18 protein-coding genes and 4 pseudogenes are annotated in these 22,569 nt (G+C 59.9%); 13 read left to right on the forward strand and 9 right to left on the reverse strand.

What is annotated here, in order from left to right; all coding sequences use genetic code 11:
• The first annotated feature begins 86 nt into the window (after positions 1-86).
• The 4 genes and pseudogenes from EN745_RS00225 to EN745_RS00235 all read left to right on the forward strand — a co-directional run bounded on the left by EN745_RS00225 (position 87) and on the right by EN745_RS00235 (position 2,806).
• Positions 87-521 carry a GNAT family N-acetyltransferase gene (locus EN745_RS00225; protein ID WP_127420237.1) on the forward strand — a complete coding sequence of 145 codons (435 nt, stop codon included), beginning with the start codon at positions 87-89 and terminating at the stop codon, positions 519-521.
• Positions 522-582: 61 nt separating this feature from the next.
• Positions 583-747 (forward strand): annotated as a pseudogene (locus tag EN745_RS35855) (L-asparaginase 2); the annotation flags it as partial.
• 222 nt (positions 748-969) lie between these two features.
• On the forward strand, positions 970-2,418 hold the full coding sequence (locus EN745_RS00230) for a M20/M25/M40 family metallo-hydrolase (RefSeq protein WP_127420238.1): 1,449 nt from the start codon (positions 970-972) through the stop codon (positions 2,416-2,418).
• Positions 2,419-2,563: 145 nt separating this feature from the next.
• Complete coding sequence (locus tag EN745_RS00235) at positions 2,564-2,806, forward strand: hypothetical protein (RefSeq protein ID WP_245487565.1); 243 nt, start codon at positions 2,564-2,566, stop codon at positions 2,804-2,806.
• A 160-nt stretch (positions 2,807-2,966) separates the two neighbouring features.
• Here EN745_RS00235 and EN745_RS00240 read toward each other — a convergent pair whose 3' ends face one another.
• Positions 2,967-3,764 carry an IclR family transcriptional regulator gene (locus tag EN745_RS00240; RefSeq protein WP_127420239.1) on the reverse strand — a complete coding sequence of 266 codons (798 nt, stop codon included), beginning with the start codon at positions 3,762-3,764 and terminating at the stop codon, positions 2,967-2,969.
• A 168-nt stretch (positions 3,765-3,932) separates the two neighbouring features.
• Positions 3,933-4,916, reverse strand: coding sequence for an ATP-grasp domain-containing protein (locus EN745_RS00245; protein ID WP_127420240.1), 984 nt, complete (start codon positions 4,914-4,916; stop codon positions 3,933-3,935).
• A 278-nt stretch (positions 4,917-5,194) separates the two neighbouring features.
• Between EN745_RS00245 and EN745_RS00250 the strand changes: the two are divergent.
• Positions 5,195-6,081, forward strand: a pseudogene (locus tag EN745_RS00250) (ISNCY family transposase); the annotation flags it as partial.
• Positions 6,082-6,517: 436 nt separating this feature from the next.
• Here EN745_RS00250 and EN745_RS00255 read toward each other — a convergent pair.
• Both EN745_RS00255 and EN745_RS00260 read right to left on the reverse strand, forming a co-directional pair.
• On the reverse strand, positions 6,518-8,086 hold the full coding sequence (locus EN745_RS00255) for a carbamoyltransferase C-terminal domain-containing protein (RefSeq protein ID WP_127420241.1): 1,569 nt from the start codon (positions 8,084-8,086) through the stop codon (positions 6,518-6,520).
• Between the two features lie 185 nt (positions 8,087-8,271).
• Entirely contained in the window at positions 8,272-8,559 is a 288-nt protein-coding gene (locus EN745_RS00260; protein WP_127420242.1) for a hypothetical protein, read from the reverse strand.
• Between the two features lie 276 nt (positions 8,560-8,835).
• On the opposite strand from EN745_RS00260, the gene EN745_RS00265 reads away from it, so the two are divergent.
• The 3 genes and pseudogenes from EN745_RS00265 (at position 8,836) to EN745_RS37570 (ending at position 9,756) form a co-directional block, all read left to right on the forward strand.
• On the forward strand, positions 8,836-9,174 hold the full coding sequence (locus EN745_RS00265) for a nucleotidyl transferase AbiEii/AbiGii toxin family protein (RefSeq protein ID WP_189362909.1): 339 nt from the start codon (positions 8,836-8,838) through the stop codon (positions 9,172-9,174).
• A 157-nt stretch (positions 9,175-9,331) separates the two neighbouring features.
• Positions 9,332-9,523, forward strand: a pseudogene (locus EN745_RS00270) (hypothetical protein); the annotation flags it as partial.
• 11 nt (positions 9,524-9,534) lie between these two features.
• Complete coding sequence (locus tag EN745_RS37570; RefSeq protein ID WP_348630931.1) at positions 9,535-9,756, forward strand: RES domain-containing protein; 222 nt, start codon at positions 9,535-9,537, stop codon at positions 9,754-9,756.
• A gap of 237 nt (positions 9,757-9,993) precedes the next feature.
• Here EN745_RS37570 and EN745_RS00285 read toward each other — a convergent pair.
• The 4 genes and pseudogenes from EN745_RS00285 to EN745_RS00300 all read right to left on the reverse strand — a co-directional run.
• Positions 9,994-10,704 (reverse strand): annotated as a pseudogene (locus EN745_RS00285) (TniB family NTP-binding protein); the annotation flags it as partial.
• 20 nt (positions 10,705-10,724) lie between these two features.
• Positions 10,725-11,453: an SMC-Scp complex subunit ScpB gene (locus EN745_RS00290; RefSeq protein WP_127420246.1), complete on the reverse strand. Its 729-nt coding sequence runs from the start codon at positions 11,451-11,453 to the stop codon at positions 10,725-10,727.
• Positions 11,454-11,458: 5 nt separating this feature from the next.
• Positions 11,459-12,544: a DUF1403 family protein gene (locus EN745_RS00295; protein ID WP_245487566.1), complete on the reverse strand. Its 1,086-nt coding sequence runs from the start codon at positions 12,542-12,544 to the stop codon at positions 11,459-11,461.
• Positions 12,545-12,843: 299 nt separating this feature from the next.
• Entirely contained in the window at positions 12,844-13,302 is a 459-nt protein-coding gene (locus EN745_RS00300) for a helix-turn-helix domain-containing protein (protein WP_245487567.1), read from the reverse strand.
• Between the two features lie 175 nt (positions 13,303-13,477).
• Here EN745_RS00300 and EN745_RS00305 point away from each other — a divergent pair, with 175 nt between their 5' ends.
• Both EN745_RS00305 and EN745_RS00310 read left to right on the forward strand, forming a co-directional pair.
• On the forward strand, positions 13,478-13,651 hold the full coding sequence (locus EN745_RS00305; protein WP_281034755.1) for a Mu transposase C-terminal domain-containing protein: 174 nt from the start codon (positions 13,478-13,480) through the stop codon (positions 13,649-13,651).
• A 50-nt stretch (positions 13,652-13,701) separates the two neighbouring features.
• Positions 13,702-14,448: a hypothetical protein gene (locus EN745_RS00310; protein ID WP_145991967.1), complete on the forward strand. Its 747-nt coding sequence runs from the start codon at positions 13,702-13,704 to the stop codon at positions 14,446-14,448.
• A gap of 776 nt (positions 14,449-15,224) precedes the next feature.
• Here EN745_RS00310 and EN745_RS00315 read toward each other — a convergent pair.
• Complete coding sequence (locus tag EN745_RS00315) at positions 15,225-16,022, reverse strand: PAN domain-containing protein (protein ID WP_127420248.1); 798 nt, start codon at positions 16,020-16,022, stop codon at positions 15,225-15,227.
• A 447-nt stretch (positions 16,023-16,469) separates the two neighbouring features.
• On the opposite strand from EN745_RS00315, the gene EN745_RS00320 reads away from it, so the two are divergent.
• The 3 genes from EN745_RS00320 to EN745_RS00330 are packed head-to-tail and all read left to right on the forward strand — an operon-like array spanning position 16,470 to position 22,562.
• Positions 16,470-18,149 (forward strand): serine protease, encoded by a 1,680-nt coding sequence (locus EN745_RS00320; RefSeq protein ID WP_127420249.1) that lies wholly within the window; start codon positions 16,470-16,472, stop codon positions 18,147-18,149.
• Entirely contained in the window at positions 18,146-19,399 is a 1,254-nt protein-coding gene (locus tag EN745_RS00325) for a hypothetical protein (RefSeq protein ID WP_127420250.1), read from the forward strand. Before EN745_RS00320 ends, EN745_RS00325 begins: the two co-directional genes overlap by 4 nt.
• Positions 19,400-19,436: 37 nt before the next feature.
• Positions 19,437-22,562 carry a virulence factor SrfB gene (locus EN745_RS00330; protein WP_127420251.1) on the forward strand — a complete coding sequence of 1,042 codons (3,126 nt, stop codon included), beginning with the start codon at positions 19,437-19,439 and terminating at the stop codon, positions 22,560-22,562.
• The last annotated feature ends 7 nt before the right edge of the window (positions 22,563-22,569 follow it).

Here is a 22,569-nt window from a genome sequence, read left to right on the forward strand (position 1 = left end):
TGTGACCGGAGCAGATCATTTCTAGCCTCGGGCAGCACCTGACCGATAGGCAAGACGCAAAACCTGTCATAGAAGGAACAAGCACAGTGGGTAAACTGATCAAGATAACAGAACAGCCGGACGACTCAGACCGGAAAGCCATTGTTGACCAATTATTTACCTATAATGAGAGCACGGGCGCTGTTTACGACCTCAAGTCATTTGCAATCCTAATCAAGGATCCCAGGAGCGGCGAAACCGCGGGTGGACTTTGGGCAACGTGCTACTATGACTGGCTGCATATCGAATTGATTTTTGTACCCAAGGAATTGCGGGGTCGGAAAATCGGGGCTCGGTTAGTAAGGTCTGCAGAGCGTTGGGCTCTTCGCAGAGGATGTGTCGGAGTGTGGCTAGACACTTTCGAGTTTCAGGCGCCAGCGTTCTATCAGTCTCTCGGTTACGAGACGTTTGGTCACCTGCCCAATTATCCACGAGGATCCCGGCGATATTTCCTACGGAAAGAATTCTCCGAGAGCACTTAGACTCTTCTCTGATTGGGTTCGCTGAGGTCAAGGTGCTCCTGCACTTTCCCGCGCCTCGCGCGCCAACTGCGGCATTGTCGGGCGAAACGACGAGCTTGATGATGACGCACTTGGCTTCGTCACCGCTGACTCTCTCAATCCACAAAAAGCTCGCATCCCGTTGATGCTGGCGCTCACCCAAACATCCGATCCGGTGAAGATCCAGAAATCTTTTGACACCTACTGAGTCAAGAGGCGTGACACTAAAAACCCCACGAGAATCAGAAAATCGATTCAATAAGTGCAACCAGTTGGCGACTTCGCCGCATCCCACTGCACCTCAAAAGTGGATCCGGAAACCAGTCATGGAGCGTTCCGAGAGCAACAGATTACGGCTCTGCACTTCAAAGTAGCCAGATATAGGGAGCATCGCAACGTTCAGTGCTCCCGCGGATGAGAGGAAGGTAGCATGTCGACCGAGAAAAGATCTTACTTTGGGGCTGGTGTGCCGCAGCAACCAGTTGAGGCGGTCTTACGGCACGCGGACGCCCACGTGAACGCAAGCCTTGATCGGCTTTTCCAACTGCTGCGAATCCCTTCCATCTCATGCGATGCGCTATATGCACCGCAATGCCGCGAGGCAGCGTCCTGGGTAGCAAATGAGTTATCAGGCATTGGCTTCGATGCGTCTGTCAGGCCTACAATTGGAAATCCCATGGTGGTCGGGCACCACAAAAAAGCCGACGGCCCACATGTCTTGTTTTACGGCCACTACGATGTTCAACCAGCAGAGCCCTTCGAGGCATGGCAAGCTAACCCGTTTGAGCCTACGCTCAAAACGCAACCTGACGGCGACACCCATATTGTTGCTCGTGGTGCATCGGACGACAAGGGGCAACTTCTAACCTTTATCGAAGCATGTCGCTCCTGGAAGGCTGTGACAGGCGGTCTGCCGATAAGCGTCTCCATGTTCTTCGAAGGAGAGGAAGAGAGCGAAAGCCCGAGTATGGAGTCGTTTTTGGACCAATTCGGATACGAGCTGGCTGCTGATGTGATGTTGCTTTGCGATACATATCTTTGGAAAGATACGGTGCCCGCAATCACCGCGATGTTTCGGGGGATAGTGGAAGAAGAAATCGAAATACGTTGCGCCTTCCGTGACCTGCATTCCGGGGCTTACGGCAATGCCGCGCGCAATCCTATCCAAACCCTAGCCGAGCTGATTGCCAGCCTAAGAGGCGCAAACGGCGAAGTGACAATTGAAGGGTTCTACGACGATATTGAGGAATTGGACGAAGAGGTCAGAAGCCAACTGCTCAAACTGAATTTTGCTGCGGACGCGTTTCTTAGGGATGCAGGGCTATCGCAATCTGCCGGAGACGCCTCCTATTCGGTATTGGAGCAAATTTGGACGCGACCATCTTGCGAAATTAACGGCATTGCAGGGGGATACTACGGCGATGGCGTGAAAACGATTATTCCCTCCAGAGCTGTCGCTAAGATCTCCTTCCGATTGGTGCCTGGGCAAAATCCCGAAAAGATCCAATCCAAGTTTCGTGCGCATATTCGTGCGAGAACCCCTGTCGACTGCAAAGTGGAGTTTAAAGGGCACGGAGGCAGTCCTGCATGGGTTATTTCGCCAAGAAGCCACTTTCTTGCCAGCGCACGTGCTGCGTTGAAACAGGAATGGGGCTGTGAACCTGTGCTGATCGGGAGTGGCGGGTCAATTCCAATTGTCGGCGTGGTTAAGCATCGGTTGGGGCTCGAATCTCTGCCTATCGGTTTCGCGAGATCCGATAATCGCCACCACAGTCCGAACGAAAAATACGATCTTTCCAGCTTTCAAAAGGGAATTCGCTCATGGATTCGGATCCTCGCCGAGTTCTCCATCCAGAGGCGATTGGGCCAAAAATCTTGACAGGAGATAGCTAGGCCCGGATCGAGCGTGATTGGCCAGCGAGCCATCAATGCAGCCCACGCAAATAAATCCGCGGTGCGAGGCCCTTCTGCATCCCCTCACAGAATGTAGCTGCAACCCTAACAATTCTTCATGGAGTCAACAAATGGACAGCAAGGCAGCAAGAGGGTTGGACCACCTTCCGCTATTTCTATCAAAGCAGCACCCGGAGTTTCTCAAAATTTTCGAAGCTGTTGACGATCATCCTATTGATGATGCGCATTGCCATATAGTGACTGATCGAGATGCGTTCACGACACCGCAGCGGTTCATGGAACGAATGTCGTTGGCCGCGTTTGATCCTATACCTGCATATTTGGCGCGGTTGTCGCAGGGCAAGCGGCTTTAGCCGCTGCCTTCCAGGCTAATGGATCCAATTTATCGATGTGGTGGTACGGCATCTCGGTTAGCAAGCGGTTTTGAGCGAACTGCCACGGGTTCGCGAGCGAGCCCACGATGCGCCTGCAAGGTCAGGAAGCCAATGCGCAGCCCTCACCGGATGGTGCGCTTTAGCCAATGCCTCCTTCGGTAAAGTCGCTGCTAGTCTGCAGTATCGTCTCAGATAGCAACTTTGCTGCCTTTAACAAGGGTTCACGGAAACGCTGAAGCTCGTCAAAGCTGACGCGGGCGACTGGAACGGACACACCAAGACAAGCGATCAAAGTGCCGCCAGGAGCTAGGATTGGAACAGCGCATCCAACCACACCTTTAACTAACTCTTCGTTCGTCCGAGCCCATCCTTCCCGGCGAGTATCCTCTAGAACAACGAGAAGCGCATCAGGATCGGTTATCGTCCTGTCCGTATGCTGCTCCATGTGGAGGGACCGAACCAGCTTTTCACGCGGCTTTATGGGAAGCGTACTCATGTAAATCTTCCCGGTAGACGTACAATAAATGGGCGCGCTATGCCCAGGGTCAAACTGTAGTCCATGGGGAGCTTTAACCCGTACGCTGTCGACATAGACTACTTCATTGTTTCTAACGATTCCAATTTCGCATTGCTCGCCAATTTCTGCTGCGACATTCTGAAGAACTGCGTGGCGTCGTGCCGTTCGAAAGGCTGAGCCAATCGTCTTACCCGCAAGCACGACTAGGTTGTTTCCGACAACGAATCGTTTTGTGCCCGCCGCGCGCTGGAGCAGTCCGCGGGACTCGAGATTACTGATCAATCTGTGAGCTGTTGGCAAGGGCAGGTCGAGATTCTTGGCAATGTCCGCCGCAGCAACTGCTTTTAGTTGCGTAGCCACGAAATCAAGAATTGCAAATGTGCGATCCAATGGACCATCCGAATTGACTGTTGAGCTCATAATATCTCGCGTTGGGGTGAGGGGACAAAAAATGTGAGAAAATAATTCCCGAAATTTGATTATAGCCGCGATCCTCGGATTTGAGAATGCCTCACACGACCTTGAAAGCACCGGCTATCGGGGCGTTTAACGGCCACGAAACTCTCCAAGATCTGCAACGACCTGCGGTTAGGTGGATGCGACACCGAAATACCGCGTATAGGCGACATCGAGGATGCGGTTGACCAAGCTCGAGAAGCTGTGTCCGGCGGTCTTCGCGGCCAGGACATACGGGCTCCGCATACCGAGTCCAGGCACGGTGTTGATCTCCAGGACAAAGGGCTGGCCGGAGCGGTCGATCCGGAGATCGACACGGGCGTAATCCCGGCAGTGGCAGGCACGGAAGGTCGCAACCGAAATATCCCGAAGCCTCGTCGCAAGCTTATCGCCGATGTGCGCCGGGCAAATACTCTTCGTCGCCGCAATCGCATCCCCAACCAGAAGACGCGTTTCGTGGTTGCCGAAATCCTGCTCCACCAGAGGCAACACCTCGAGTTCTCCGTTTCCTAGCAGCGCGATGGTGATTTCTCGCCCCTCGATGTATTCTTCCACAAGCGCCTCCTGCGCATACTGTGTGACGACCACTTCTACGGCCTGCCTCAACTGAGCAGGCTCATGTACGACCTGCACTCCGCAACTATCGGATTCGTGACGCGGCTTCACCACCATTGGGAATCGCAGGTCGCCGGTGCTCTCGGTGCCGCGACGCATTACGCGAAAGTTCGGCGTCGGCACGCCGAGATCACAGATGAGCCTCTTGGCGATAACCTTGTCGAGCGCCAATGCATGCCCGAGCGGGCCAGAGCCGGTGTATGGAACACCAGCCATTTCGAGCATGGCCGGAACGTGGGTGAGACGGCACTCGCCCTGAATTCCGTACGCCATGTTGAAAACGATTCCCGAGGGGCGGGCTTCGGGCTCGGGTGGCATGAATCGCTCGAGCGTCGCGAGCAGTTCTTTATCGCCTTGGCACAGCAGGGTATCGTGGCCGCCCTCTTGCAGTGCCGCCGCTACGCTTTTGACCCTCTCGCGGCTGTATTCAGTCGGACAAGGCTGACCGAACCGGTTGATCACGCCCTTATGATCATCGTTCCACACGACAGCTATTCGCATGAGCTTACTCCCTCATTCTTTCGGAGCTCATATAGACCTCCTCGACCGGACACTGGACGGCCGCTACGGGTCGTAACGGATCCTCCACCGTGTCCCGTGCAATCGGCGTGCCGTTGAAGAGGTCCTGAGAAGAGGAACAAGCCATATATTTCGCGCCGCACCGGCGGTATACCCCCCACCGTGTGTCGGGTTCCGAACAGGGACGTCTTCAACCGGATACGGCTGAACACGGCAAGGCGGACGTCGACTGACGACGGTTGGTTCTTGGCACTTGTATGCTCATGCACGAGCCGAGCGACAGCAGCCTGCTTTGGGATGCAGTGCGGGTCATGGTACTGAAAGCGGGCCGATACCTTGGTCGGCGGCTCCGGTTCATCATGGCGCGATCATTGCCGCGCAGCCAAGAAGCGCGTCCCCGCAAGATCCAGTTCACGCGCGGTCGACCCAATCGGGTCCAACTCTATCGCGACTTGATCGCAATCACCCGCACGACCTTGGCCTATCTGAAGCAGGCGAGCGAGCGATTGGCCATGGCGAGCACTCCGCTCATCGCACTGTGGCAGCTCCAGGTTCGTCACTATCGGCCGATGATCGAACGCATCATCAGACAGAGCGAGCGGCGGGTGTTGGCCGGCGAGCCGGTGCCGGCCGGCGAGAAGTTGGTCAGCCTCTTCGAGCCGCATGCCGATTCATCGTCAAAGGCAGCCGCGACACCAAGTACGGCCACAAACTCAACCTGACCACCGGCAGGAGCGGCCTGTTCCTCGATCTGGTGATCGAAGCAGGCAACTCGGCCGACAGTGACCGCTTGCTGCCGATGCTGGAGCGCCACATCGCCGTCTATGGGCAAGCGCCGCGGCAAGCGGCGGCCGATGGCGGCTTCGCCACGCGCAACAACCTGGCCACGGCGATGGCTTGGGGCGTCTCCAACATGGCCTTCCACAAGAAAACCGGCCTACCGGATCGAGGACATGGTCAGAAGCAAGTGGGTCTATCGCAAGCTACGCAACTTCCGTGCCGGCATCGAAGCTGGCATCTCTTGCCTCAAACGCGCTTACGGCTTGGGACGCTGCACCTGGCGCGGACCTGACCACTTCAGACCTACGTCTGGTCCTCGGTCGTGGCTTACAACCTCGCCCTCTTCACTCGCCTCCAGTCAACCTGATCCCAACCCGGCATTGCTGCTGTCTCCGGCAAACGCCGCCCGCGGTGGCGTGTGCCTGATCGATGACACCATCTTGTCGACAATTAGTGCTCTTGATCCTGTCCATGCCCGTCAAAGGCGCCTTTCAGGTCAGCACAAGATTCTTGTAAACGCCGAGAAATACGCACATTTGTGGACGGAAACGAGACTAGCCTCGTTTGCATTGGGAGGTCACTCCGCTGGCCCCTCGGGGCACGGGAACGGGACGCCGATATCGAAGGGAGCTTGCCGGGCGCGAGAGATGCTCTCGCGTACTTGTATGCGGTGGGCTCTGAGGCCCGAACCATGATCAGTGATGCGCATCCCGAGCCCGACCCGGCCCGCCTCGCGCAGCGGTGTCAGCAGCTTCTCGAAACGATACCACTTCGGCATGCCGGACGAGCGGTCGACCAACGAATTACGCAACGGGCGGCCCCTTAAGGAGATAGAACGCATCGTTGATAACGAATCCGTCCAGACCTGTGGCCCGGGCATAAGCTAGCAAGTCGCTTGCACGATTGATGAAGCCGGCACCGTTGAAGTTTAGCGATGTGTTGCAAAGAACACCGACCCCGCTTTTCGCCTTGAACGCGGTAAGCAGCTGAAAGAGGCGCTTGTTCTGGTCCCGCGAAACTGTTTGGGCCCGCGCTGTGCCGTCAGCATGCGTGACAGCCTCCAACCGGCTATCGAGAACCTTCTGGAAGAAAAGCATGTAGGGCGACGGGCGTGTCAAGTCGAAGTGGAGCGCGACATCTCCCTCCAGGCAAACCGGCGCGATCGGACGGAAACCTTCCCGGTTCTTGATGCGGTTTAAGCGCTCATGGGCTGCCTTTGAAAAAGGCGCCGCGAGAATTGACCGGTTGCCGAGCGCCCGTGGCCCGATTTCGCAATTTCCCTGTACCCAGCCGATCACCTTGTCATCGAGCAACGCCGAAGCTACCTGACCGTAGTCGAGTGGATGGACCTCGAGCCCCGTGTGGTCAATTTCGTCAAGTGTGAAGGGCTGGCCTGAATAGACGTTCCATTTGATCTTAGCATTGCCTGTGAAATGCCGCATCGCGTCGACAGCGGTCCCAATCGCCGAGCCTGTATCGTTTGCGCATGGCGGAATGAAAACGTCGGAAAAAAGATTCGTTTCGAGCCAACGGCGATTCCAGTCGCAGTTCAATCCACACCCGCCTGAAATCAGCAGCGGGTAGCCCTTTGTCAGGTTCTTCTTCGCGAAAGTGTGGAACGAATCGAAGATGGCGTCCGAAAAACGCTTGGCGAGGTTGGTGAACTTCTGGTGTGTTACGCCAATGTTGTAGTAGGGCGAATCCCGCAAATCCTCCTTGCCCAACGAGTACAGAACAATGTCGCGTGGAAGCAAGAAGTCCATCAGCGCCTGCTCGTCCCGGTCGGGCCCGCCGGTCTGGCCGTAGGCGCAAAGCGCCATTAGCTTGCCGGCGTCTTCGTAGCGCAACTGTAATTTGGGCAAGGTGAATTTCGGATCGGCCAGCGCGTAGAGGAAAGCATACTTGCTGCCAGGGCGAGCCATCACTTGTCCCAAATGCACAACCTGCAGACGCTCATCGATTTCATAGAAATCGCCGAGGTCCCCTTCCCAGATTAACGCATAACAGGGCATTCCGACGGGGAACGGCGACATGCCGTAGGAGCCCCAGAGATGGGAGCGCTCGTGCGTCGAGGAATAGAAATGCACCTTGCGGCCGAAAATGGTCCTCTCGCCGACAACAGCCGATCCCTGCGCTATACCGTAGTAGCCTGCCGCGACGGAGCGCCCTGTGTTCTCCCACCCACCGACGGCAATCACATCCGGAAGGGCGTCCAGGCGGCCAGCGGCATCGAGGACCGTTATCGGGGTAATGGTCGAATATCTCGGAAAACTATCCTTCTCAGCCTCGTACGAATAGATGAGCTCGGCTGCTGATGCATCCAGTGCTGCAATCGCGCCATCATGGCCCGGCTTGAACGACATTATCCTCATGTTGCCAAACTCCTAGTAATGAAAGGTAATAACGTGGGATGTAGGGAAATATTATTTCGATCCGACTCTCTACTCAAACAAATCAGCTATATCTCTTAATTCACTTAGTTTCTGTCAGATGAAGAAAGCACGAATTTCTATCGCTCATCTCCGTTGGTTGAGGGCAAGACCGTCACGACGGCTTCTCAAAATTGATGTGCAAATGACGTGCCATCCTGAGGATGTAGCTGTGCGCTGATACTCAGGTTGGGCTGGCGCACCTTCTCGTTGCGCTCGTCCTCTTTTTGCTTGAGGGCCGCTTGCTTGAGGGCTGGGCACGAAATGCAAAACGTTTCGCCTATGGTGCGTCCGTTCGATAGTGGACAGTTTGGGCCAAAAGCGACAATATTATTTTCATGGGGTCGAGACACCATGTGGAGTGGCGCCGGCGCGAGCGCTGCCGCCCGAGCCGCTTTGACGAGCATGCCGCTCAAGCGCGGCTCGGTGATCCCGGCGACACTCGTCACCGGCAGGAGTGCGAAGGTCGCAGCGAAATCGAAGTTGGATCTGTGGAGGTTTGCTCAGACGGGGCCGGTCTGGTCGGTGATGCGGCTTTATGTGGACTCGACCTCCTCGGGCAAGGTGACCCGGATGTGGCGGCCTGGCCGAGCGCCGTCGTCGGGCACATTTGACGTTCGACGTTGCAGGCCTCAGGGTGCCGCCGATCCGAGATGAGGCCCTGCGGCGTGCGCATTCGGACCAGCGCAACGATGGCTGGCGCGCGTGCCGAACAAGTCGACGTCGGCTTCGGAGAAGCCATCACGCCAGAGCCGATCGAAATCCAGTATCGTGCCTTGTTGGACGCGCCCTCGCCTCGCCTGCGCGCCTATCCGCTGGAGACCGTCGTCGCTAAAAAGTTCGAGGCCCTTCTGACGCTCGGCGTCGCCAACAACCGCATGAAGGACTTCTGCGATCTCTGGATGGTCGGGCAGACCTTCGAGTTCGATCGGGTCTCTTCTCGCGGCTACGCTCCGGTACACTCTCGCGCGACGCCACACGCCCTGACCGGCGAAAACGCCGACAGATCTGAGCAAACAGTTCGCGGCTGACAAGGCCGCGCAGCGGCGGGCTTTCCTGGGGCGGGAAGGTCTGGGAGCAGCGTCTGACGCCTTCGTCCGTCTCATCGACGACCTTAGCGCCTTTGCTGACCTTCCACGACTGACCAGCCGACCGGTGGATGCCCGGTCGGCCCATGGCCCCCCTACGATGCGCGAGATGGTAAAAGTGATCTCGGCCGCGACGGAGCTCACCGGCAACGTCGACAAGGCGATCTACTGGTATCGCAACGAACCGATCGCCGACTATGGCCATCGCACGGCTGCCGAGCTCGTCGCCGACGGCCAGGTCGAAGCAGTCCTGGCCTTCATCCGAGATCTCGAGAACGGGGCGCGCGGGTGAAGGTCACCCGCATCGGGCTGGACGAGATCTTCCATCGCTATCTGACACCCAAATGGGCCTTCCTGCCCACCAGCGGTGCAGGCGCGGCGATTGACGGCGATCGTTTCAACCGGCCAGGCGTCGAAGCGATCTATCTGTCCCGTTCGACCCAGATAGCTCTTAACGAATATAAGCAGGGTGCCAGCATCTCCCCGCCAGCCACTCTTGCGGGTTACAAGATCACGCTCGCCTAGGTGGCCGACCTTTCGGGGGGGGGTCGACCCGGACATCTGGGACGGCGCTTGGCGGGTATGGGATTGTGCCTGGCGCCAGATCGCTCGCATCGACAAGAAAATCCCGCCATCGTGGAAGCTCGCGGACCTGATCATCACGGCCGGGCGGTTCGACAGAAACGGGCCACCGATCCTGGGCAACGTCGCCGTATCGCTCGCGCATCTCGATGGCGAACCACGCGCTGGCCGCTTCGCCGTTCACAGCAGATCGTTGCGCAGAGGCGCCCGGCGTCGCTTCGAGACCGGGATGTAGTGGAGCTGCTCGAGCCCTGATTTCGTTATCCGTTCCGCACCAGACCTCGCGGCGGCTACGGCCGCCGCGGAGACGATCGCCACGATCTCGCCGATCAGTCCCTCGGAGAGAGCTGGAAGATCATTCGCGCCTGCGGTTCATCTGAAAGATCGGAAGCACGGGTGAGAGGCAACGCCGCTTCGAGACTGTCGAGGAGCGTGAGGAATTCCTCGCCATATTGCCATCGTGGCACCGCGAGCAGGTCGAACCGGCTCGCCATTTCGTCGGTCGCGTTGATGAAATCGTAGACGGCGACCTCGCCGATCAGAACAGGAGAGATGTCGTATTGGCGGCCGATCCGTCTCAGGAACGCAAGAACCGCCTCGACGTCTCGCGTTTGTGGAATTCGTCGAAGATCAGGATTTTGGGCTTCAGGCTGTCGAGGAGATGATCAAGCTGCTCGGCTTTACGGCCGACGTTCTGGCCGGTGCTGACCGGAGCACGCAATGCCTGCAGGAAGCTTCCATAAAAATGGGCAAGTCCGGCCCCCTCACGCGTCTGGACCACCCAAACCCGCTGCTGCTCGGCGGCTTTCAGATGTTCGACGGCACAAACCGTTCCGCAATCATCGTCTTGCCGTTGGCATAGGGGCCGGCCAGCTTCAGTCTGCGGGTCCGCCGGCCCAGGCACAGGGCCTCTATTCGTCGGCGTCGGCGTTATTTTCGCCGTCGTCTGCAAATCCTGGCAAGATGTCGCCTGCGAGCAGCTTCTCCTTCGAGAGCAATCCGGCATCCTCGAGCGCCTCAAAATCCGGCAGGTCGCGCAGCGTGTCGAGCCCGAACTCCAGCAGGAATTCTTTTGTCGTCACGTAGGTGTAAGGTGCACCCGGCGTTGGGCTACGCGGACCGGAAGCGATCAGGCCGGCACCGCGCAGATGACCGATAAAATCGCGACTGATCTCCTTGCCGAAGAACGACGACAACTCGGCACGGGTGATCGGCTGGAAATAACCGATGCACATCAGCACCAGCACGTCTGACTGCGTCAGGTCCACGGCGCGCCCGTTGCTGCCGGCGGTGCCAAATGCACTGCGGATGGCATCGGCATAGGCCGGCCGGGTCAGGTGCCGAAAACCGCCAGCGACGGCGACCAGGTCATAGGGCCGGCCGCGCAGCTCCTCACGGATGTCGTCGATCAGAAGGTCAATGCTGCAACTCTTGCCGACGATCTTTCCCAGCGTCTCACGGCCGACCGGCTCGCTCGCCGCAAAGATGGTCGCCTCGACGCGATGCATCCATTCGCGCCAGCGCGCCTCCGGCGGCAGATGATCCAGCTCGCGGTCGAACAGCTGGTCAGCTGATCGCCGTTCGCCCGATCGACGGTCATCTGACCGGCTCCCTCCTCGTCTGCGCGCTGTCTCCGCCATCGTCGTCACAGTCCGTAGATGCGGAAGGTTGGGCGGCCCGACAGCTCGCGCACGGCACCGAGTTCGACCAGCCGGTCGAACAGCCGGCGCAGGCCGCGGTCGCTCATGCCGGCGATCTTTTCCGAGGCAACGATCGCGTCGTCGGACAAGAGCTTTTCGACAACCGCATCCGCCGCCTTGGCCCTGAGTTTCGGCGCAACGGCAAGCAGCCGGCCCGCGCGGCGCTCGAGCTCAGCGGAAAGATCAATCGCACGCAGCGCAGCGCGCGCCTGCGCGGCCAGCAGACTTTTGGCCCGGTCGGATTCCGCTTCGGCACCCGCAGCCAGAGCGGCAGCCACTGGTCGACGCGCCCGGCCCGTACCCACAACTAAGGTCGCGTCGGCGCCCAACAAAGGGATTGCATGTGTCCAGCCCAGCCGTTGCGCCAGCAGGGCGTCCGCGAGCCAACATCCGACGGCTCGTGCGAACCCATACCTTTCGGCGGCCGTGAACGCGCCGATCAGCATGCCGACGATTCCGATGCCCGCGGAAAGCTGTCGAAGCTCGTCCGCCAGTTCGCCGACTGCGTCGTCGTCGCGGCGGAGACCGAGGTCATCCAGCACCGCGCCGATGCTCGCCTCGGTCAGCAGTTTCTCGGCAGGCGTGCCGGCCAGCCGGCGCCAGGCACGCAGCATCGATCCGGCGGGCCCGAGGGTCGTAGACCCGGACAAAATATCACCAGGACGGGCGAGCAGCATCGCGTCGCGCAATGCCGCTTCATCCTCGACGCGGCCTGCCTGCTTTGCCGTTACCGCGGCCGCCGAAAGTGCCAGCCGCTGCCGCCAGGCGCCGGCCCACTGCTCCTGCCGGCGGACCACCGCATCGAGCGCGGCGAGGGCGGCACCTGCGGTGAGCGCTATGTCCTCAGCATCTTTTCCCGCAAGGCCTTGCACGTCGAGAACGGCTCGGCGCAGCCAGGCCGGGACGGGGACCGCCGGAGTAACGGCTGTCGCGCCATGAAGCGTGCCGGGGTGGCGCGGAGAGGATTTAGGCCGCAGAATCATCGCAGACATGATGAACAAAGGCGGCGCTTTTGGCAATAAATCGTACATTAACCGCCGCGCTTGTCGGCAGGCGATAATGAATGATAATCTTGCACTATCAATCGTTCTGCTGGTTTCGACTATTGGCTTATTATAACCTATATTAAACTAGACATGTCGTAACTTCTGTTGCAAGTTTGTTCGTGTCAATCGTCCGGCTTACGCAATTTCTGTAATCAACACGAATTGCGAACATCATTAAGCTTGAACTTGCTACCTCAAGTCTGCTTTGCGCCCAATGTCGGACATTGAGCAAACCCTGACCTTTTGCTAAAAGCTGATATTGCGTGCGAATATCTCGATCGCGGCTAGCTTCGGCGTAGACCGCTCTGACGCAGCCGACCCGTCCCGGTACGATATGGCTGAAATGGTTGGAGCAGGTGCCTCGTCTGCAGATCGGCGCACGGCATCGAGTGCATCAAGCCAGCAGGAAGAGCGACATGGGAGGATAGTTCGATAACTTCGTAAAGCAGACAAGGTCGATCAGACACCCCCATGCCCGAAACCTTCCCCTGCCCCGTCATCTCGGGCAGGCCGAGCTGGCCAACCACGTTGAGCGCGCCTTGCTTCGAGACTTTTAGCACCTCCTGAATCATGCCGGTGGAGACGATCGGCCGCGAGAGCGCAAGCTCAAGGAGGTCAGGCAATTTCGAGCTGGCGCGGCGTTCGCGCAACCGCCGCTCCATCTGGTTTTTCGCCAGCACCAATCGATCGTGCTCCTTCAGCCCGGCGAGCGCCGCTTCGTGGATCGCGTCGAGCGAGGCCAACAGCCGGTCGCTCCGATTGCGCGAGTGACCCCCGGAAACGGTCCAGGAAAAAAGTGCAGGGGCACCTCTGCCGCGTGGTTTCGGCGGACGGCATTTCGCAGGTCAACTTTCGACGACTTTTGCCCACCGGCGATCTCCGCAATCCGTCGCCGGCCTGGTACCGCAGCGAGACCGGCTGGGCAGGCTCGAAGTGCGATACGATCCTCGCGATATCAGCCACATCTATATACGGGATCCGGAGACCAGAGAACTTCGCGCTGTCGAGAGGCGCGACGGTGCGCTCGCACCTATGACGTTATGGGACGCTCGAAAGGACGGAGAATTAAACACGCTGCCATGTATCGGTTGAAGGGCTTCATGAATAAATGCCATATGGCGATGGCTTTTTGGGAGCGACCTATGAAACGTCTTAGGGCATGCGCATTGGTTTTCTACAGCATCGCTGCGGCCAGCGGAGCGCAGGCCGCCTGCTACGACATCTCGAAAGGGCAGCCGTCGCAGCTGAGCGGCGAACTCTATCGTCGGATACTTCCCGGGCCGCCGAACTATAAAGACGTGCAGACAGGAGATCAGCCCGAGCCGACTTACTTACTGGAACTGGATGCCGACATCTGCCTTCAGGGCGAGGACTTTGCCGATCCCGAGTCCAGTTTCCGCGAGGTTCACGTCGTGCCGGTCGGCGGCATGGACAGCGCAGTGGCTTCATTGATCGGACGCCGCGTTACTGTCGGCATCGTTGATCGATGGGCTGCGGATAATGCGCATCACCGAGCCCCGCTCATGGCTATTGTCGGGAGCATCGCGCCTGAAGAGGACATCACTGAACAGTACGGCACTCCGGCGACTGTCGTGCGGGCGTTTTACCTGGCCCTCGGCACTGGGGACGGCAAGGAGGCGGCGCGGTTCGTAGTTCCCGGAAAGAGCGCCAAGGGTCCTCTCTCCGCAGCCGCGCTGAGTGGCTTCTACGGAGGGATGCAGGAGCCGCTTAAGCTTCTCGGCATTGAAGCGAAGGCAGACGACTTGTTCTTCGTCAGCTATGCGTTCAGGAAGGGTGCGACGGCATGCTCTGGCCGCGCCGAAGTGACGACAGTAAACGAGGGCGGCAAGGACTACATCGAAGGCATTAAGGCGCTCGACGGTTGCTGATACGATCGCGCGGCTGGACTGTCCAATTGCTAGGGCTTACGCTCGCATATCAACGCCGAAGGCTCTTGGGACATCCCGATCGGGACTTTTTGCTTATCCCCGCCCGCATTCGGTTCGGATTTCCCGCTCGGAAAAGGCCCCGCGGCGGTGCCAGCCTCAATCTCTTCTGTGGCAATCCCGTCTGCGATAGTCGCTTCAACGTCATCGATCCGAAATTCGGTTCCATCTCATCGGGCAGTTCATGGGACCGTGCCCTCCGGAGTTCATTGCCGACAAGCTGAACGAGATACGTCACGCGCACTGACCGCATAGCGCATGGCTCTCGTCGCGCTAGAACAAGTCACTTGCAATAGAGCGGCGGATCCTCTGGTTGTGGTACTTGGATTGATCGGCTCGCCGAGGCGGTCAGAACCGCAAGCTTCCTTGGGTAAGAGGATCCCTGCGAACGCGCAGGCGGGGACCGGACTGTCCATCATCGGGAATGAACGTTATACCAGCCCTCGTGAAGGCGGCCTGCAGCCGCCGCCGCCATTCCAGCGTGACAGTGTCGTCGTCTTGCTCGATCCGCAGGATTGTGCGCTGTCCCACGCCGGAGAGAGACCGACGCAACGAAGTGAGCTTGGTGCTACGCAATCCGGCCAGAATGGGTCACGAAGCTCAAATCCTCTTCGGGCGGCGAAGCCGCATACGACATGTCCCGCACCCGATTAGCACTTCTTGTCGTCACGTGAAGCCGCGGGTCGCTGCTCCGCCCGATCCGATAGTGAAGCGGACATTCACTCGTGGCTAAGCCATATGTCGATGCGGTAGCGGTCAGAACCTTGCATGGGCAATAGACCGTCCGCGCGTGTTCCCACTCCGGCAGGACGAAGGAGCGGACGCATCTCCTCTAGCACCGCTCCGATTCTCCACTCCTCGGCGCTCGGCGAAGCATAGCCAACGGCCTTGGGCACAAGCGCACATTGCGGTGTGGTGTTCCTGTCAAACTGTTCAATCCTGCCCGGAATGAGCCGCAATGACTCAAAAACATATCCGTTGATGGAACTGCGAAGTGAATCCGCGTCGACCGGGGCTCCCCTGCAGACATTGATATAGACCCAGCCTATCGGCCTCGGGTCGCCGGGAATCGACCGATAACTCACCTTGCGGCCGCTGATGTCCGGCGGCTCCGCGCGTGCCACTGCGGGTTTCGGCTGGACGGCGGAAGGCGCCGCGGGCGCGTTTGAGGGAGGACGATACCCAATGATCAGGTTCCGCGTGGCTGCTGTCGACACCCGGCTTTCGCCGGCGGAGCTTACGGCTGCCAAAAGCCGACAAATGCCGTCCTCGGACGAATGATCAAAACCGACGCAGCCCGAACGCGAGGTGCAAAGGGATCGACATGCCTGCAAGGGTGCGATGACCTGTGCGCTGACGATCCCGTTCAATGCGGTCCCGGGATAGTCGAAGAACACTGCCGTGGTCTGCGCGCCGATCGGTTGAATGCCAACCAGAAGGACGAGAGCTGCCAGAGACGAGCCGGCGGCTCCAAGCAGGAGCTCTCGCAATCCGCAGCGAAAAAAATGCGCAAACAATGTTTCCCCCGTCGCTGTTATTCTGTTTCATGTGGGACTTGACCGCCAAAGTCAGCGAAGTTCGCTGACTTTGATGTCATGACTGGCGAGGTGAAGGGCGACTTAGACGGCCAGCCAGGAGCCTCATGACAGATCGCGATCTTTCCCGTTGCCCCATTTTTCTTTTGCCGTCGGCAATGCCCCTGTTGCCCTCGGCAATATCGGCCCGGCGCAACCGTAATCCTCGAGAATTTGCATTTCCAGCCCCAAATGGGGAATGCGCAACGCGAAATTGGAATCAAACTAGAAACTATTGCTAAGACGGTAAATAGGCTGCGGTCCGCTACAGGTTAAGCATCTCAGCCGAATCTACTTGAGGGCTCGTTGACATGGGCGTTTGTTCCGTCGAAATATGCCGGCCAGGGCACCGCATGGTTAAGAATTCATGCGGTATGGGGAAGGTAGCCAATGGCTCGAGGGGGCAACGTCCACTTCGTTCGTTCAACGTCGGCGCGTGCCGACGACGTGTTGGCCATCGCCGGGAAACCGCTGTGGCGTGACTGCGAAACGGCATTCGCCCGCATAGATGAACTGTGCGGGGACAACACGTCACGGCTGTTCGCCGAACCGAACGCCAAGGAGCAGGAGGGTGGCCGCCTGGTCGTGGCATGGTTCAGCAGCTTCGACGACGAGCCGAAGCGGCTAAGCGAACTCGACCGAGGAATGCGGTCTCGGGTTGAGTCGATCTTGGCCGCGCGGATCGAGGCGCTTCGTCCGGCGCTGGCGGACCAGGAAATCGGCGAGACCGTTGGCGCGATGCTCAACGTGGCGGACGAAAATTCGATCGTCGCCGTCGGCGAGAACGCTGTCCTCACGAATTGGGGGGTCCTGCCGGAGGAAGCCCATTCCTCACGCGCTGCATTCGCGCGGCATAGCGAGAAGACGATAGGTCCCTACCTTCCAAGCGGCATATCGCCCCGAGTGCCGGGTCAGACATGGGTTGTCGCCGGAGGTTACGCGACGGCCGGACTGTCTCCCCCGCGACGCGTCATTGCGCCCGACGCTACCGCAGCATCCACCCAAGAGACTCGGACAGCGGTTTCAGCAAGACCCAGTCAGGCTTGGCTTTGGCCCATAGCTGCGCTTTCGTTCGTGTTCGCCGCCTGCCTGATCTACGCGGCTTGGCCAGGCAACCTCGTTTATCCGGTAGCGCTCCCGCCTCCTCCGACAGCTCCGCTCGTGAACAACGAGGAGGTCAACCGGAGTCTTGAAGAGCGGATCGGCAAAATGAAAGCCGAGCTTGCAAAGGCTGCATGCCAGGCAGATTCATCCGTTCTTGGTCCACCGCTCCATGAGGCCGGACATGAAACGGAAAGCGGCGCGTCAGGAGCCGCCAGCGGGCAGGTGCCCGGACCCGGTTCACCGCATTCGCTTCTCGCCACCCTGGACTCGGCCACGGTCCTCGTGCTCGCACCCTCGGCGGACTCGCTCAGCACTGGAAGCGGGTTCTTCGTAAGCCAGCGGGAAATCCTCACCAACAATCACGTTGTCGAAGGCGCCGGGGATACGGTGTTCGTCGCCAGCAAGGCGCTTGGGCGCGCGGTTCCTGCCCGCGTCGTCGCAAGATCCGCAAACAGCGAGACCGGAAATCCGGACTTTGCTCTCCTGCGAGTGGACGAGGCGCCTAGCAATGTAACGCCTCTGCATCTTTCGACGGAAATCGGGAGGCTGGACAGCGTAATTGCGGGAGGCTTTCCATCCTTCGTGATGTCCATGGACAGCACATACCGAGCGATCCTCAATGGCGACACCACCGGGCTGGGCAATCTCGAGATGGTCGTCACGCAGGGCAACGTGATGGCCATGCCTCAGGGCGGGGCGGCGAAGGTCATTACCCATTCCGCGAACATTTCCCCCGGCAACAGCGGAGGTCCCCTTTCGGATGCCTGCGGCCGGGCAGTCGGGGTGAACACCTTCATAGTCCTCGACGGGGAAAACGTTCAGAAGCTGAACTTCTCCCTTGGCGCGAGCGACGCCATCCGGTTCCTGTCCGCCAACGGCGTGACGGTGGCCGCCGCCGATCAGCCATGCAACCCGGCAACGGGGATCGCCGCGGCCGCAGGGCCAACGGAAGGCCCTGCCCAATGAGCCAGTTCGTCGCCACCACGACCCTCAGCCTGATGCGTTCCCTCGGGTCGACCGCGGAGCGCTCGGTCCATCGGCTCCAAGCCGTGCTCGGGCGGGAATTCCCCGGGGGCATCGGGCTGGAGCTGGCCGAACCAGTGCCGCGCAAGGACGGCTCGGGGATCGACTGGTATACCGAGCGCGACGAGCCTCTTGTCCGGCTGACGGAACTTCCGCCCGAAACGGCGGCCGTCTACAAGGCGCGCCTGGACCAATCCGTCCGGGCAGTTCTTCGCGCGGCCGCCGCGCATGAAGCCCGCACCGACCCAGCGGCCCGGTCGACGGCTACCGCGCTGCGCAACGCGGTGACGTTCCCCGACGACGAGAACGTATGGGTTTCCGGCGGCTCCGACGGGAGCGACGGAGTGCTCGTCCTTACGGCATGGGGTTACGAAAAACATGACGCAGAGACCAGTGGCAGGGGGCAGATTGCTGAAGTCGCGCGGGACCGACCGCCGACGGCACCTGTTCCGGATACAGCGGTGGAGCGGCCCGTGCGATCTGCCGGGCCTTCCTGGTGGTGGTCGATCGCCCGCAGGCTTCTTTGGCTTGTTCCCATAGCGCTCGCGGGGGCGACCGCGTGGCTGCTGCTCCCCGCCTGTGGCTTGGTCCTTCCTTTCGGCGTCACCGCGTTCGGAAAGGGCGGAGGCGCTTACTGCGCTCTTGCTTCGCCGCCGCCAGCCGTTGATCGGGCCAGCCTGCGAACACAGGAGCTCATGTCGGAAGAAGCAGTGATCGAAGAACAACTGCGGCGGCATCTGAATTCATGCCAGCCGCCGCCCAGAGCCGAGCAGTCTGATCCGGCGCAGGAAGCAGACAAGCGCGTCGAAAGCGCAGGCGGGGCGGAAGGCCAGACACAGGTGACGCTCATCTGGAACAACCGGACAGACTTGGACCTCTTCGTGAAGTGTCCGGACGGCGGAATGGTGCTTCTGGACGGACAGCCGAAATGCGGCGGCGTGCACGACATCGACATGAACCTCAATGGAGAGAACAACAAGCCGGTCGAACATATAACGTGGGCGAACAAGCCTCCTCCCGGACACTACGAGGTCTACGTGAGGTTGTTCGACAAGCGCGGAGACCCGGCCCAGCGGACCGACTTCAACGTCATTCTCAAGAATGGTGGGGCCACGCAAAGCTACCCGGGCAGCCTGACTCAAGAATCTCACGATGCGTCGCAGATGAAAGTCACGGAGTTCGATGTTCCATGACTGCAGCAAGCCGACACCAGCCTGACAGGACGACTCAATGCTGACCAACCTCGCCGATTTCAGCGACGGATTTACGCTGGTGCCGGACAGCGGCATCCAGTTCGTCGAGTTCGGGTTCGACTTCGACGCTTCTCCGCGCCTGTCGAGGTCGTTCATCGAGCGGCTGTCGCCGGGTGAAACGGGTTCGGATGGAAAGACGCTGATCCGCCTGCTTCCGAACTGGAACGATGACGATCCCGACTCGGACCAGCCGCCCTACCCCCCAAAAGGCGACGACGTGGTGTACGACATCGCGAAATCGAGGGCGCTCGAGACCTTCCTGGACCGTTGGGTGCCGATGCCGTTCTTCAAGATCGAACCCGGGAAAGACCCGCTGGGCAATGAAATATACGCGCAGGGTCCGACCGACTGGGTCCGGGTGAGGGTTACGGAGACCAGGAACGCCCACGGAGACCGGAAGGGAACGCACAGGGCAATCTTCGCATTCGACAGCTCGCTCGCGCCCCGGAAGACGAACCGTCCCTACCTCGCGCCCTGTCCGGAAGACGCGATGCGGACCGAATCGTTCCGGTTCGTCAGCCAGCTTCCCGACATCATCTCGTTCCTGTCCCACAAGGTCGACGTTCCCGGACAAGGTCCCGTGGACGCGCAGAAGTGGCTCGACGACTGGCTGAGGGACATCCTCCACTCCTTCAAGAAGCTGCAGAGGAAAGGCAAGGAGCTGAGGCCCGACGACTTTCCTTTCCAGTTCGAGCACCTCGCCCGGTACATAACCTTCGTCCAGTTTCTCGCCAGCGTGATCAAGCCCGTTCGCGTCACCCTCATCGATACGGTCAGCGACAACAGGAACGTTCATCCGGTTGATGTCGACCTGGTGCTCGACATCGGGAACTCGCGGTCGTGCGGAATTCTGATCCAGTCGTTCCCCGACGACGTGAACGTCGACCTCAACAACTCCGTTGTCCTGGAACTGCGCGATCTCTCCAAGCCCGAACTCGTCTATCGTGATCCGTTCGAGAGCCAGTGCGAGCTGGTGGCTGGGGAATTCGGCGCGGAAGACATCGCCAGGCGGTCTGGCCGCCCCCGGGCGTTCTTCTGGCCAAGCCTGCTCCGCATCGGCCCCGAAGCCTCGCGCCTGCGCGGGGAGTCGGAAGGCACCGAGGCTGCGACGGGACTTTCTTCGCCGAAGCGGTACCTGTGGAGTTCCGATCCGGTTCTCCAGGAGTGGAAGTTCCGTTCGGCCTCGGCGGGCCATGCGGGGACGGAGCCGCTGATCGAGCGCTCCATGTACCGCTTCATAAACGACCGCGGCGACGTCCTCGAGCAGCTCGAGAGCGACAGGCGGCAGTTCAGGCTGAAAGTCAAAGAGAGCGAACTTCAGACGGCGAGCCGCTTCTGCTTCTCGAGGTCGTCCTTCTTCACGTTCATGCTCGTCGAAATCATCGCGCAGGCGATGTCGATGATGAACAACCCCGGCACCCGCCGGGAGAGGAGGCTCAAAGACTCTCCACGCCGCCTGCGGAGGATCATCCTGACGATCCCGTCAGCGACCCCGATTCAGGAGCAGCGCATCCTCCGGTCGCGCGCGGAAGCCGCGGTGAAGCTTCTCTGGTCCCTCTCGGGATGGGGCGACAGCGACAGCGGCATAAACAACCAGCGCCCGGAAATCCACTGCTCCTGGGACGAGGCAAGTTCGGTTCATCTCGTCTATCTCTACGGCGAGGCTGTGCACAAGCTGGGCGGGTCGATCAGGACGTTGTTCGACATGCTCGGCAAGGACAGGGAGAGGCCGAAAACGCTCCCGCCTTCCAAGCCCAAGGAGAAGCTCGAACGGTCGCTGCGCGTCGCCAGCGTCGACGTGGGCGGCGGCACCACCGACCTCATGGTTACGACCTACTTCCAGACGGACAACGTCGCCCTGTTCCCCGACCAGAACTTCCGGGAGGGGTTCCGCATCGCGGGCGACGACCTCCTCAAGGTGGTTATCGAGCGGCTTGTCATACCGAGGCTCGAGGAAGGGCTCGCCCAAGCGGGCCTTCGGAATGCGCGGAACTATCTCAAGGACCGCTTCGCCGGCGACAATCCGAACATGTCCGAGCAGGAAAAGCACCTGCGCCGCCAGTTCGTGCTGCAGGTCCTGCAGCCAATCGCCATCGCGGTCCTGTCCGAATGCGAAGCCATGCCGGCGACGAGCCGTAAGACGGAAATCCGCAAGGCGGGCAGTTTCTTCGAGACCGGGGGGCGGACGACGGCCGGAGGCGACATTCCGGTAGACGCGCGCATTCTCGGATATCTCAAGGACAACATAAGCGCACTCGGGGCGGGAGAGTTCACGGTCGCTGACTGCGACATAGCGGTCGACCCACTGGCGGTCGAGGAGTGCGTCCTGTCGATCTTCGACGGCGTCTTCGACAACATCGCGGAAGCGATCAATCATCTGGACGCTGACGTGGTGCTCCTGACCGGGCGGCCGATGCGCCTGCCACAGATGATTAGCCTGTTCATGAACAAGATGTCGGTCCGGCCTGACCGCGTCATCCCGATCAAGGACTATCGCGTCGGCACGTGGTATCCGTTCCGGGGCGTCAGCAACACGCACATCGACGACCCAAAGACGACCGCGGTCGTGGGCGCCATGCTGTGCGCGCTCTCGGAGCGGCAGATCACCAACTTCACCCTCTACTCCCAGTACCTCCGGATGAAGTCGACGGCCCGGTACATCGGGCGGCTTCAGGGCAGCTCGGCGCTGCCGGACGAAACCCTGCTTTTCTCGGACATCGACCTCGATGCCGCAACGGCGGAAGCCGAGGCGGAGTTCGACTACCACAGTCCGCTTCGCATTGGCTTCAGGCAGCTTCCGCTGGAGCGTTGGGTGGCGACTCCCCTCTACAAGCTGACGACCGCGCAGACGCGGTCGGCGCGGAGCGTGCGAAAGCCGGTCCGCGTCACGATCGCGCGCAACGTGCAGGCGCCGGAAGACGACGAGGCGAACGAGATCGCACTTCTTACGAGCGAGGCGACCCGCGAGGAATTCGTGATCCAGGACGCGGAGGACGCCGACGGGTCTCCAGTCAAACGCATCATGGAGCTGAAGCTGGACACGCTCGCGGTCGAGGCGGGCGACGGCTACTGGCTCGATACCGGAATTATCTCCATCCAGTGAAAGCTGA

This window comes from Mesorhizobium sp. M4A.F.Ca.ET.022.05.2.1, assembly GCF_003998845.1.
Classification (GTDB): domain Bacteria; phylum Pseudomonadota; class Alphaproteobacteria; order Rhizobiales; family Rhizobiaceae; genus Mesorhizobium.

Excerpts from the sequence above, each read along its gene's own strand:
- EN745_RS00230 (WP_127420238.1), top strand. The coding sequence starts at position 970 with ATGTCGACCGAGAAAAGATCTTACTTTGGGGCTGGTGTGCCGCAGCAA.
- EN745_RS00235 (WP_245487565.1), top strand. The coding sequence starts at position 2,564 with ATGGACAGCAAGGCAGCAAGAGGGTTGGACCACCTTCCGCTATTTCTA.
- EN745_RS00240 (WP_127420239.1), bottom strand. The coding sequence starts at position 3,764 with ATGAGCTCAACAGTCAATTCGGATGGTCCATTGGATCGCACATTTGCA.
- EN745_RS00245 (WP_127420240.1), bottom strand. The coding sequence starts at position 4,916 with ATGCGAATAGCTGTCGTGTGGAACGATGATCATAAGGGCGTGATCAAC.
- EN745_RS00255 (WP_127420241.1), bottom strand. The coding sequence starts at position 8,086 with ATGAGGATAATGTCGTTCAAGCCGGGCCATGATGGCGCGATTGCAGCA.
- EN745_RS00265 (WP_189362909.1), top strand. The coding sequence starts at position 8,836 with ATGGCTGGCGCGCGTGCCGAACAAGTCGACGTCGGCTTCGGAGAAGCC.
- EN745_RS00290 (WP_127420246.1), bottom strand. The coding sequence starts at position 11,453 with ATGGCGGAGACAGCGCGCAGACGAGGAGGGAGCCGGTCAGATGACCGT.
- EN745_RS00295 (WP_245487566.1), bottom strand. The coding sequence starts at position 12,544 with ATGTACGATTTATTGCCAAAAGCGCCGCCTTTGTTCATCATGTCTGCG.
- EN745_RS00310 (WP_145991967.1), top strand. The coding sequence starts at position 13,702 with ATGAAACGTCTTAGGGCATGCGCATTGGTTTTCTACAGCATCGCTGCG.
- EN745_RS00320 (WP_127420249.1), top strand. The coding sequence starts at position 16,470 with ATGGCTCGAGGGGGCAACGTCCACTTCGTTCGTTCAACGTCGGCGCGT.
- EN745_RS00325 (WP_127420250.1), top strand. The coding sequence starts at position 18,146 with ATGAGCCAGTTCGTCGCCACCACGACCCTCAGCCTGATGCGTTCCCTC.
- EN745_RS00330 (WP_127420251.1), top strand. The coding sequence starts at position 19,437 with ATGCTGACCAACCTCGCCGATTTCAGCGACGGATTTACGCTGGTGCCG.